The sequence below is a fragment of the Mycobacterium sp. E1386 genome (assembly GCF_001672745.1).
Taxonomy (GTDB): Bacteria; Actinomycetota; Actinomycetes; order Mycobacteriales; family Mycobacteriaceae; genus Mycobacterium.
Genome location: NZ_LZKH01000047.1, coordinates 1 through 13,558, shown reverse-complemented (window position 1 = coordinate 13,558; position 13,558 = coordinate 1). Strand labels below are relative to the sequence as shown.

The following is a 13,558-nucleotide window of genomic DNA, read 5'->3' as shown; positions in this document are numbered from 1 at the left end:
CGTTCGGCGGGGCCGGCGCGCGCATGTATCGCACCGGCGACCTGGTGCGCTGGGGCGCCGATGGCCAGCTGCAGTACATGGGCCGCGCCGACGAGCAGGTCAAGATCCGCGGCTACCGCATCGAACTCGGCGAGGTGCATGCGGCGCTGGCGGCGCTCGACGGCGTCAACGAGGCGGCGGTGATCGCCCGCGAGGACCGCCCCGGCGACAAGCGGCTGGTCGGCTACGTGACCGGAACCGCCGACCCGGCCGAGATCCGCAACCAGCTCGGGGAGCGGCTGCCGACCTACATGGTGCCCACCGCGGTCGTGGTGCTCGAGGCGCTGCCGCTGACCGTCAACGGCAAACTCGACACCCGCGCCCTACCGGCGCCCGAATACTCCGATGCCGATCACTACCGCGCGCCGAGCACGGCCGTCGAGGAGATCCTGGCCGGCATCTACGCCCAGGTCTTGGGTGTGGACCGCGTCGGGGTCGACGACTCGTTCTTCGACCTCGGCGGTGACAGCATCCTGTCCATGCAGGTCGTCGCCCGTGCCAGGGCGGCCGGTGTGGTGTGCCGCCCACGCGACATCTTCGTCGAGCAGACGGTGTCCCGGCTGGCCCGGGTGACCGTGCTGGCCACCGACGACGACGTCATCGACGAGGGCATCGGCGAAGTCATCGCCACCCCGATCATGCGCTGGCTGGAGAGCGTCGACGGTCCGGTCGAGCAGTTCAACCAGACCATGGTGGTGCAGGCCCCGGCCGGCGTGACCGAAACCGACGTGGTGCTGGTGCTACAGGCTTTGCTGGACCGGCATGCCATGTTGCGGCTGCGGGTCGACGACGACGGCGCGGGGGACTGGTCGCTGCGGGTGCCCGAGGTCGGCGTGGTGGATGCCGCCGGGTGTGTGCACACCGTGGAGACGTTGTCCGATGCGGCGCTGTCGGCGGCGGTCGCGCAGCTGAACCCGGCCAGCGGCGCGATGCTCCGCGCGGTGTGGGTGCCCTCGACGGGACAGCTGGCGTTGATCATTCACCACCTGGCCGTTGACGGCGTGTCGTGGCGAATCCTGTTGGAAGACTTGAACATTGCCTGGGCTCAGTACCACAGCGGCCAGCCGGTGGCGCTGCCGACCGGCGGGATGTCGTTCGCCCGGTGGTCGTCGCTGCTGGCGGAGCACGCCCGCCGGCCGGAGGTCGTCGAGCAGGCGGAAGCCTGGCGGCAGATCGCGTCGACGCCGGCGCCGTTGCCGGCGGTGCGGCCCGACATCGACACCTTCGTCAGCGCGGGCCAGCTCTCGGTCTCGCTCGACAGCGACACCACCCGGTTGTTGCTGGGCGAGGTGCCCGCGGCGTTCCACGCCGGCGTTCAGGACATCCTGTTGATCGCGTTCGGGCTGGCGTGGGCGCAGTTCGTCGGCACCGGCACGCCGATCGGCATCGACGTCGAGGGCCACGGCCGCCACGAGGAACTGGGCCCGCACGTCGACCTGTCCCGCACGGTGGGCTGGTTCACCACCAAGTACCCGGTCGCGCTGACGGTCGGCGGCCTGTCCTGGGGACAGGTCGTCGCGGGCGAGGCCGAGCTGGGGGCACTGGTCAAGGACGCCAAGGAACAGCTGCGCGCCCTGCCGGACACGCTGACCTACGGACTGCTGCGCTACCTGAACCCCGACGTCGACATGGACGGGTCGGACCCGGTGATCGGGTTCAACTACCTCGGGCGGCTGGGCGGCGCCGGCGACCTGTCCAGCGAGCTGTGGCGCCTCGACCAGGACAGCCTGGCGGCGGCCGGCGCGGCGACGGCGGTGCCGATGCCGTTGCCGCACACCGTCGAGCTCAACGCCGGCACCCTGGACACCGCGGCCGGTCCGCTGCTGCAGGCCAACTGGACCTGGGCGCGCTCGGCGCTCGACGAGGGCCAGGTCGGCCGGCTGAGCGAATTGTGGTTCGACGCCCTGAGCGGCATCTGCAGCCTCGTCCGCAGCGGCGGGGGCGGCCTGACTCCGTCGGACCTCGCCCCGGCGCGGCTGACGCAGCGGGACATCGACGAGCTGTGCCAGCGCTACCCGGTCGCCGACGTGCTGCCGTTGACGCCGCTGCAGCAGGGACTCCTCTTCCACACCGGCAGCGAGCACGGCAGCGACGACCTGTACGCCGTGCAGCTCGACATCAGCGTGAGCGGCGCCCTCGATCCGCACCGGCTGCGCGACGCCGTGCACACGATGGTCAAGCGGCATCCCAACGTGGTGGCGCACTTCGTCGAGGACTTCGGCGAGCCCGTGCAGGTCCTCTCGGCCGAGCCCGCGCTGTCGTGGCATTACGTCGAACTCGACGCCGAGGACGTCGAACCCGAGGAGCAGATCCAGCAGGTCTGCGCCGCCGAACGCGCTGCGGTGTGCGACCTGGCGGAGCGTCCGCCGTTCCGGGCCGCGCTGATCCGCACCGCCGACAACCGGCACCGGTTCGTGCTGACCAACCACCACATCGTCCTCGACGGCTGGTCGAAGCCGATCCTGCTGCAGGAGATCTTCGCCGCCTACTACGGCGTGCAGCTGCCCGCCCCGGTGCCCTACCGCAAGTTCGTCGCCTGGCTTGCCGCGCAGGACCGCGGCGCCGCGCAGGCGGCGTGGCGGCGGGTGCTGGCCGGCTTCGACACGCCGACCCTGGTGGGTCCGCCCGGCCGGGTCAGCCTCGGGCCGCGGGGCGTGTCCTCCTTCCAGGTGTCGGCGGAGACCACACGGGCGCTGGGCGAACTGGCCCGTTCGTGCCACACCACCGTGAGCACCGTGCTGCAGGCCGCGTGGGCGCAGCTGCTGATGTGGCTGACCGGTCAGCACGATGTGACCTTCGGCACTGCGGTTTCGGGGCGGCCGACCGACCTGGCCGGCGCCGACCAGATGGTCGGGCTGCTGATCAACACGGTGCCGGTGCGCGCGACGATCGGCGCCGAAACCACGATTGCCGACCTGCTCAACCAGCTACAAGGCGCCTACAACGACACGCTCGAGCACCAGCATCTGGCGCTCAACGAGATCCACCGTGTAACGGGACACGACCAATTATTCGACACCATGTTCGTGTACGAGAACTATCCGATCGACACCGCCGCGTTGTCGGCCGTCGACGAGCTGGCTATTAGCGGTTTTACAAATCGGGAATACAACCACTACCCGCTGTCGGTCCAGGCCGTTCCGGGTCACGAATTGGGTCTTCGCGTCGAATTCGATACAGAAGTCTTCGACCAGGGCAGAATCGAGAGGTTGGTTGAGCGGTTCAGGCGCGTGCTGGAAGCCATGACCGCAGATGTGGAGGAGCAATCATGACCGTCGGTGCAGGGCGGCGATTGTTGTCGATCGACTTGCTGGATGGCGGAGAGCACGACCGCCTCGACGAGTGGGGTAACCGGGCGGTGTTGACCGCGCCGGCGACGGGGGCTGTCTCGATTCCGGCGTTGTTCGACAAGCAGGTCGCGCGCGTACCGGCGGCTCCCGCGCTCACGTTCGAGGGCCGCACGCTCACGTATCAGGAGCTCGACGAGGCCGCGAACCGGCTGGCCCACCTGCTCGCCGACCATGGCGCGCGTCCGGGTGCGTGTGTGGCGCTGCTCCTGCCGCGGTCCGCCGAGGCGATCGTGTCGATCCTGGCGGTCCTCAAGACCGGCGCGGCCTACCTGCCGATCGACCCCGCGGTCCCGGCGGCGCGGATGGAGTTCATGCTCGGCGACGCGGCGCCGGTCGCCGCGGTCACGACGGCGGAGTTGCGGGCCCGGCTGGACGGGTTCGACTTGCTGGTCGTCGACGTCGACGATCCCGCGGTGGCCGAACAGCCCAGCTCGCGGCTGCAGGGGCCGGCACCCGAGGACATCGCGTACATGATCTACACCTCGGGCACGACCGGAACCCCCAAGGGCGTCGCGGTCACCCACCAGAACGTCACCCAGCTGCTGAAGTCGTTGCCCGCCGACCTGCCGCAGTCGGGAGTCTGGTCGCAGTGGCACTCGCTGGTTTTCGACGTGTCGGTGTGGGAGATCTGGGGCCCGCTGTTGCACGGCGGGCGCCTGGTGGTGGTGCCCGAGTCGGTGGCCGGCTCCCCGGACGAACTGCATTCGCTGCTGGTCGCGGAGAAGGTCACGGTGCTGTGCCAGACCCCGTCGGCGGTCGGCATGCTGTCGCCCGACGGGCTGGACAAGACCGCGTTGATCGTGGCGGGCGAGGCCTGCCCGGCCGAGGTCGTGGACCGGTGGGCGCCGGGCCGCGTGATGATCAATGCGTACGGGCCAACCGAAGGCACGGTGTACGCATCGATGAGCGCGCCGCTGAGCGCCGAGTCCGGGGCGCCGACGATCGGCTCGCCCGTGCCGGGCGCCGCGCTGTTCGTGCTCGACAAGTGGCTGCGTCCGGCGCCGGAGGGCGTCGTCGGCGAGCTCTACATCGCCGGCCGCGGTGTGGCCTCCGGCTACCTGCGCCGGTCGGGTCTGACGTCCTCACGGTTTGTGGCGTGCCCGTTCGGGGCGCCGGGGACGCGGATGTACCGCACCGGCGACCTGGTGCGCTGGGGCGTCGACGGCCAGCTGCAGTACCTCGGCCGCGCCGACGAACAGGTCAAGATCCGCGGCTACCGCATCGAGCTCGGCGAAATCCAGACCGCCCTCGCGGGGCTGGACGGCGTCGACCAGGCGGCGGTGATCGCCCGCGAGGACCGCCCCGGCGACAAGCGCCTGGTCGGTTACATCACCGGGACCGCAGACCCGGCCGAGATCCGCACCCAGCTCGGCGAGCGGCTGCCCAGCTACATGGTGCCCGCAGCCGTCGTGGTGCTGGACGCGCTGCCGCTGACGGTCAACGGCAAACTCGACAAGCGGGCCCTGCCGGCGCCCGAGTACCAGAAGACCAACGGCGAATACCGCGCGCCGACCACGGCCGTCGAAGAGACGCTGGCCGCCATCTACGCCCAGGTGCTCGGGCTGGAGCGGGTCGGCGTCGACGACTCGTTCTTCGACCTCGGCGGCGACAGCATCCTGTCGATGCAGGTGGTGGCGCGCGCCCGCGCGGCCGGCGTGGTGTGCCGCCCGCGTGACGTCTTCGTCGAGCAGACGGTGGCCCGGCTGGCCCGCGTGGCCGGCGTGGCCTCCGACGACGACGTCGTCGACGAGGGCATCGGCCCGGTGGTCGGCACCCCGATCATGCGCTGGCTGCAGCAGGTCGACGGCCCGACCGACCAGTTCAACCAGACCATGGTGGTGCAGGCCCCGGCCGGCGTCACCGGCGATGACGTGCGGGTGGTGCTGCAATCGCTGCTCGACCGGCACGCCACGCTGCGGATGCGCGTCGACGACGACGGCGCAGGCGGCTGGGCGATGCAGGTTCCCGAGGTCGGCGCGGTCGATGCCGGCGCCTGCATGGACACGGTCGACGCGCTGTCCGACGCGACGCTGGTGGCGGCGCGTTCGCAGCTGAACCCCGCCGCGGGGACCATGCTGCGCGCCGTCTGGGCGGAATCCACGGCCCAGTTGGCGTTGATCATTCACCACCTGGCCGTTGACGGCGTGTCGTGGCGAATCCTGTTGGAAGACTTGAACATTGCCTGGGCTCAGCACCACAGCGGCCAGCCGGTGGCACTGCCTACCGGCGGGACGTCGTTCGCCCGGTGGACCGCCATGCTGGAGGAGCACGCCCAGCGGCCCGAGGTGATCGAGCAGGCCGAGGCGTGGCGGCAGGTCGCGGCGACGCCCGCGCTGTTGCCGGCGGTGCGCCCCGACGTGGACACCTACGAGACGGCCAAGCAGCTCTCGGTGTCGCTGGATGTCGAGACCACCCGGCAGCTGCTGGGCGAGGTGCCCGCGGCGTTCCACGCCGGCGTGCAGGACATCCTGTTGATCGCGTTCGGGTTGGCCTGGGCGCGGTTCGTCGGCACCGGCGCCCCGATCGGCATCGACGTGGAGGGCCACGGCCGCCACGAGGAACTGGGCTCGCACGTCGACCTGTCCCGCACGGTGGGCTGGTTCACCACCAAGTACCCCATCGCGCTGACCGTCGGCGAATTGGACTGGGCGCAGGTGATGGCCGGCGACCCCGCGCTCGGGGTGCTGGTCAAGAAGGCCAAGGAGCAACTGCGTGCGCTCCCGGACCCGCTGACCTACGGGTTGCTGCGGTACATGAACACTGAGGTGGACCTGGACGGGTCGGACCCGGTGATCGGTTTCAACTACCTCGGACGACTGGGCGCGGCGGCGGATCTGCCCGGCGAGATGTGGCGGATCAGCCAGGACAGCCTGTCGTTCACCGGCGCCGCCAGCGCGGCGCTGCCCATGCCGTTGATGCACACCGTCGACCTCAACGCCGGGACCATGGACACCGAGGCAGGCCCGCACCTGCAGGCCAACTGGACGTGGGCGCCCTCGGCGCTGGACCACGAGCAGGTCAGCCGGTTGAGCCAGCTGTGGTTCGAGGCCCTGGCCGGCATCTGCGCGCACGTGCGCAGCGGCGGCGGCGGTCTGACCCCGTCGGACATCGCCCCCGCTCGCCTGACCCAGCAGCAGCTCGACGACCTGTGCCAGCAATACGCGGTCGCCGACGTCTTGCCGCTGACCCCGTTGCAGCAGGGGCTGCTCTTCCACGCCAGCTTCGCCCACGACCCGGGCGATGACGTCTACGCGGTGCAGCTCGGCATCACCGTCACCGGTGACCTCGACCCGCACCGGTTGCGCGAGGCCGTCCACACCGTCGTCAACCGGCACCCCAACCTGGCGGCCCGCTTCTGCCCACAGTTCGGCGAGCCGGTGCAGGTCCTGCCGGCCGACCCCGTGATGGCGTGGCGGTACATCCAGCTCGGCGCGGAAGACCTGGACCCCGAGGAGAAGATCGAGCAGCTCTGCGCCGCCGAGCGCGCCGCGGTCAGCGACCTCGCCAACCGGCCGGCCTTCCGGGCCGCGTTGATCCGCACCGCCGACAACCGGCACCGGTTCGTGCTCACCAACCACCACATCGTGATGGATGGCTGGTCGCTGCCGATCATGCTGCGCGAGATCCTCACCAGCTACTACGGGGAGCGGTTGCCCGCGCCCGCGTCCTACCGCAGCTACCTGACCTGGCTCGCGTCCCAGGACCGCACGGCCGCCCGCGCGGCGTGGGGCGAGGTTCTGGCCGGCTTCGACGTCCCGACCCTGGTCGGTCCGCCGGCCCGGTTGGGCCTCGGCCGGCGAGGCGTCGAGTCGTATCGGCTGCCCGCGGAGACCACGCGCGCGCTGGGCGAGCTGGCCCGCTCGTGCCACACCACGATCAACACCGTGCTGCAGAGCGCCTGGGCGCAGCTGCTGATGTGGCTGACCGGCCAGCACGACGTGGCCTTCGGCACCGCGGTCTCCGGTCGTCCGGCCGATCTGGCGGGCGCCGAGTCGATGGTCGGCTTGTTGATCAACACCGTGCCGGTGCGGGCCAACATCACCGCCGCGACCACCGTGTCCGAACTGTTGCAGCAGCTGCAGCGGGCCCACAACGACACGATCGAGCACGAGCACCTGGCGCTCAACGAGATCCACCGCGTCACCGGTCACGACCAGCTGTTCGACACGCTGTTCCTGTACGAGAACTACCCGATCGACACCAGCGTGCCGTTGGGCTTCCACGAGCTGGCGATCACCGACGTCACCAACCGCGAATACAACCACTACCCGCTGTCGGTCATGGCGCTTCCCGGCCGCGAACTGGGCCTGCGCGTCGAGTTCGACACCAGCGTGTTCGACACGGCCGCGATCGAATCGATGATCGAGCGGTTCCAGCGGGTGCTGGGGGCGATGACCGCAGACTCGAGCCAGCGGCTGTCGTCGATGGACGTGCTGGACGTCGGCGAGCGCGCCCGCCTCGACGAGTGGGGCAACCGGGCGGTGCTGACCGCGCCGGTGGGTGCGACCGCGTCCATCCCGGCGTTGTTCGCCAAGCAGGTGGCCCGTGTTCCGGAGGCCCCGGCGCTGACCTTCGAGGACCGCACGCTGACCTATCGGGAACTCGACGAGGCCGCGAACCGGCTGGCCCACCTGCTCGCCGAGCACGGCGCGCGCCCGGGCGAAAACGTGGCGCTGCTGTTCTCCCGGTCGGCCGAGGCGATCGTGTCGATCCTGGCGGTGCTGAAGACCGGAGCGGCTTACCTGCCGATCGACCCGGCCGTCCCGGCGTCGCGGATCGAGTTCGTGCTTGCCGACGCCACGCCGGTCGCCGTCGTCACGACGGCCGAATTGCGGTCACGGGTGGACGGCTCCGACCTGTTGGTCATCGATGTCAACGACGCGCCGGCCGACAGCCAGCCCGCCACGGCGTTGCCGGGGCCGTCAGCGGACGACATCGCGTACCTGATCTACACGTCCGGCACCACGGGTGTCCCGAAGGGCGTGGCGGTCACCCACCACAACGCCACCCAGCTGCTGGAGAAGCTGCACGCCGACCTGCCCGACCCGGGCGTGTGGGCGCAGTGGCACTCACTCGTCTTCGACGTGTCGGTGCACGAGATCTTCGGTGCGCTCCTGCACGGCGGCCGGCTGGTCGTGGTGCCTGAGGCCGTGGCCGGTTCGCCGAAGGACCTGCATGAGTTGCTGGTCGCGGAGAACGTCACCGTGCTCAGCCAGACCCCGTCGGCGGTGGGCATGCTTTCGCCCGAGGGCCTGGAATCGACCGCCCTCGTGGTGGCCGGCGAGGCCTGCCCGCCCGAGGTGGTGGACCGGTGGGCGCCGGGCCGGGTGATGATCAACGCCTACGGCCCGACCGAAGGCACGGTGTACGCGGCGATGAGCGCGCCGCTGAACGCCGACACGGGAGCGCCGATCGGTTCCCCGGTTCCGGGGGCGGCGCTGTTCGTTCTGGACAAGTGGCTGCGGCCGGCGCCCGAGGGCGTCGTCGGCGAGCTGTACATCGCCGGTCGCGGCGTGGCCTGCGGCTATGCGCGCCGCTCGGGTCTGACGGCCTCGCGGTTCGTGGCGTGCCCGTTCGGGGCGCCCGGCGCGCGCATGTACCGCACCGGCGACCTGGTGCGGTGGGGCGCCGACGGGCAGCTGCAATACCTGGGCCGCGTCGACGAGCAGGTCAAGATCCGCGGCTACCGCATCGAGCTCGGCGAAATCCAGGCGGCCCTGGCCGGTCTGGACGGGGTCGAGCAGGCGGCGGTGATCGCCCGCGAAGACCGCCCCGGCGACAAGCGGCTGGTCGGTTACATCACCGGGTCCGCGGATCCGGCAGAGGTCCGGGCCCAGTTGGGCGAGCGGTTGCCGGCTTACATGGTGCCGGTCGCGGTGGTGGTGCTCGACGCGCTGCCGTTGACCGTCAACGGCAAGCTCGACAAGCGGGCCCTGCCCGCCCCGGAGTACCAGAAGGCCGGCGGTGAGTATCGGGCCCCTGCCACCCCCATCGAAGAGACCTTGGCCGAGATCTACGCCGGAGTCCTTGGGCTGCAGCGGGTTTCGGTCGAAGACTCCTTCTTCGACCTCGGGGGCGATTCGCTTTCGGCGATGCGGGTGATCGCCGAGATCAACACGGCCCTCGACTCGAACCTCTCGGTGCGCACCCTGTTCGAGGCGCCGTCGGTGCGACGTCTCGGCCAGCGGGCGGAACACGATGCCAGCGGTGTGGCCGACGCCGAGGCCGGCGGTCCCAGCTTCGCGTCCGTGCACGGTCGTGACGCCACCCAGGTCTTTGCCAGCGATCTGACACTGGACAAGTTCATCGATGCCACGACGTTGAGCAACGCGCCGTCGCTGCCGGGCCCGAGCTCGGAGGTGCGCACGGTCCTGTTGACCGGTGCGACGGGCTTCCTGGGTCGGTACCTGGCGCTGCAGTGGCTCGAGCAGCTGGAGCTGGTGGACGGCAAGCTGATCTGCCTGGTGCGCGCCGGCTCGAACGAGGAGGCGTGGCAGCGGCTGGAGAAGACGTTCGACAGCGGCGACCCGCAGTTGTTGCAGTATTTCCAGGGGTTGGCCGCCGACCACTTGGAGGTCATCGCCGGTGACAAGGGCGCGACGGATCTGGGCCTCGACGAGGAGACCTGGCAGCGCCTCGCCGACACCGTCGACCTGATCGTCGACTCGGCGGCCCTGGTCAACGGCGTGCTCCCGTACAGCGAGCTGTTCGGCCCCAACGTGGCGGGCACCGCCGAGCTGATCCGGGTGGCCCTGACCACCAGGCTGAAGCCATACGCGTATGTGTCGACCTCCGATGTGGGCCGTCAGATCGACCCGGCGGTGTTCACCGAGGACGCCGACATCCGGGCCATCAGCCCGATCCGCAAGGTCGACGGCAGCTACGCCAACGGTTACGGCAACAGCAAGTGGGCCGGTGAGGTGTTGCTGCGCGAGGCGCACGACCTGTGCGGGTTGCCGGTCTCGGTGTTCCGATCCGACATGATCCTGTCCGACACCAGCTACGCCGGCCAGTTCAACCTGTCGGACATGTTCACCCGGATGGTGTTGAGCCTGGTGGCGACCGGTATCGCGCCGCGCTCGTTCTACCAGTTGGACGCCGAGGGCAACCGGCAACGCGCGCACTTCGATGCGCTGCCGGTGGAGTTCGTCGCCGAGGCGGTCACCACGCTGGGCACCCAGGTGGTGGAAGGGTTCGAGACGTATCACGTGATGAACCCCCACGACGACGGCATCGGCATCGACGAGTACGTCGACTGGCTGATCGAGGCCGGCTATCCGATCGAGCGGATCGATGACTTCTCCGAGTGGCTCCAGCGGTTCGAGGCCGCGCTGCGTGACCTGCCGGAGCGGCAGCGCAAGCACTCGGTGCTACAGATGTTGCAGGTGCCGGGGTACAACCAGCTGCAGGCGCCGGAGCCGGCCAGCGGGTCCTTCGCCCCGACCGACCGTTTCCGCGCCGCGGTGCAGGAAGCCAAGATCGGCGCCGACAACGACATCCCGCACATCTCGCCGCAGGTCATCGTCAAATACGTCACCGACCTGCAGCTGCTCGGTCTGCTCTAGCTCACCTCCTCGGTTCGGGACGGTCCCACGCGGGCCGTCCCGAACTGTGCACCCGGCTTAGCGACCAGAAACATCCTTCTCGTATCTTTTGACAGCCTTTACGGGAGTGTCTGCTAGGTAGCTGGGACTTTTTCAAAACTACTAGCGCACATTCGCGTCCTCGATTAACCTTTCGGACTGTTGCACCCATGTTGACTAAGTTGGTGGAGAAACTGTGTATGTCGCCCGTTGGTGACGACAACCGCAGCTCCGGCTTTTTGGTCGATACCGGGAAGCAACGGGCGGTGGTCCGACACGGACCGCGCTCAGTGCTTGCGCTACATCAAGCGAAACCGAACGGGTATTGCGGAGGGTTCGGTCGAGCGGCTGCGGTCAACCGGGGGTTTGAAGGGTGAACCCTATGGTTGGGAAGTTGGATGGAGCTTGGTGAGCAAGCACTTCCGCTTACGCGCGGCCAACTAGACATATGGCTTGCGCAGGAGACGGGCCACTCCGGAACTGAGTGGCAGATCGGCCTCTTCGTCACGATCGACGGCAGGGTCCAACGTGACGCGCTGAAGTGGGCGATCCGCCAAGCCGTGGAAGAGGCCGAGCCGGCCAGGGCCTCTTTTCTGGAGGCCGACGGCCAGGTCTACCAGCGGGCGATCGACTACCCGGACGTCGAACTGGCCTTTCAGGACTTGACCGGCTCGCAGGACGCCATCCAAGAAGCCCGCCGGATAGCGTTGTCGATCCAGCGAACGCCCATGCCGTTCACGGGTCCGCTGTTCCGATTCGCCCTCTTTCAGACGCGCGCCGACCGGTTTCACCTGTTCGCGTGCTGCCATCACATCGTCGTCGACGGAACCGGTGTCGCCCTCGTCGGTCACCGCATCGCCTCCATCTACTCGGCCATCGTCTCCGCCGCACCTGTCCCTCCGGCCGTCTTCGGCTCACTGCGGGACTTGGTTGACTGCGAGGCCAAGTACGAAGCGTCCGGCGATTACCGCACCGACGAGGCCTACTGGGCTCGAAACCTTCCGGCGGACTGGGAAGTCCCGCTTTGCGCACCGCGCGCCGCGGGCGAGCGCGATCCGTGGCCGTCCGCCCCGGTCGCGCTGGAGGCCGGCGTCCTTCGCCGGGTCGACAGGCTGACCCAGGTGTGGGGGGTGTCCCAGACATCCGTTATCACGGCCGCGTGCGCGCTGCTGGTGCGCGGGTGGAGCGGGAACGCCGCGGAGGTGGTCCTCGACTTCCCGGTCAACAGGCGGGTGCGCCCGGAGTCGAAAACCCTGCCCGGCATGGTTGCCGGGGTGGTCCCGCTGGTACTGCGGGTCGCGCCCCAACTCACGGTCGCCGGGTTCTGCCAACACGTCGACACCCGGATTCGGGAAGCCGTTGAGCACCAACGGTTTCCGGTGCAGGCGCTGGAGCGCAAAGCCCGTGGTGCGGCTGGACCGGCCGAGCGGGTGAGCGTCAACTTCATCCCCTCGGCCTTCACCCTGCCCTTTGGCGGTGTCACCGCGTCGGCTTCGTACACCAACTCCGGCCAGGCAACTGGCTTCGGGTTGATCTTCTCCACGGACGGGGACCGGCTTCTCCTCAGCACGGCGGGCGCGTGGGCACCATTCTCCGGCCTCGACGCCTCCGATCTGGCGCGACGCCTGGAGCGGGTGTTGGTGGCGTTGACCGCGGATACGACGCGGCGATTGCTGTCCATCGATGTGCTCGAAGAATCCGAGCGCGCCCGGCTGGCCGGCTGGGGCAACTGGACGGCCACCGAGCGGTGCGCGACATTCGGGCGCTCGATTCCGGAGTTGTTCGCCGAGCAGGTGCGCCGCGCGCCGGCCGCGGTCGCGATCAGTTGTGCGGGGCGGTCGTGGTCGTACCGACAGGTGGATGAGGCGTCGAATCGGTTGGCGCACTGGCTTGTCGGGCACGGCGTGGGCCCCGGGACGTGTGTGGGGTTGTTGATGGAGCGGTCGGGGGAGGCGGTGATTGCGCTGCTGGGGGTGATGAAGGCGGGGGCGGCGTATGTGCCGATCGATCCTGGGCTGCCGGTGGGGCGGGTGGAGTTCATGCTCGCCGACGCTTCGCCGGTGGTGGTGGTCACCGCCGCGGGGTTGCGGTCGCGACTGGGCGGATTTTCGGGGGTGGTGCTGGAGGCCGATGATCCGGCGATCGACTTGCAGCCGGGTGTGGGGTTCGCGGGGCCGGGCGCCGACGACGTGGCGCACGTGATTTACACCTCGGGGACGACGGGCGCGCCCAAAGGGGTGGCGGTTACGCACCGCAATGTGACGCAGCTGTTTGAGGCTTTGGCTGGTGATGGGTTGCTGGGGGCGGGGCAGGTGTGGAGTCAGTGCCATTCGTTGGCATTCGACTTTTCGGTGTGGGAGATCTGGGGTGCGTTGTTGCACGGGGGCCACTTGGTGGTGGTGCCGGATGCGGTGGCGCGGTGCGGCGATGATCTGCAGGCGCTGTTGGTGGGCGAGCGGGTGTCGGTCTTGACGCAGACGCCGTCTGCGCTGGGAGTGTTGGCGCCGCAGGGGGTGGGCGGCGCCCGATACCCGTGGCCGGGGTATTCCGGCGCGGGAAGGGCGCGCGTATCGAGTTTGCCGTTGA

Annotated in this window: 3 protein-coding genes; all 3 read left to right on the top strand. The window is 69.5% G+C overall.

The genetic code is table 11. From position 1 onward, the window contains the following. The coding region (locus A5709_RS04795) for a condensation domain-containing protein (protein ID WP_231986900.1) at positions 1-3,311 on the top strand (3,311 nt) is incomplete at its 5' end. Next, complete coding sequence (locus tag A5709_RS04790) at positions 3,308-10,954, top strand: non-ribosomal peptide synthetase (protein WP_068118358.1); 7,647 nt, start codon at positions 3,308-3,310, stop codon at positions 10,952-10,954. The genes A5709_RS04795 and A5709_RS04790, both read left to right, overlap by 4 nt. A gap of 416 nt (positions 10,955-11,370) precedes the next feature. Next, on the top strand, positions 11,371-13,558 hold a 2,188-nt coding region (locus A5709_RS04785; RefSeq protein WP_156767965.1), incomplete at its 3' end, for an AMP-binding protein.

Excerpts from the sequence above, each read along its gene's own strand:
- A5709_RS04790 (WP_068118358.1), top strand. The coding sequence starts at position 3,308 with ATGACCGTCGGTGCAGGGCGGCGATTGTTGTCGATCGACTTGCTGGAT.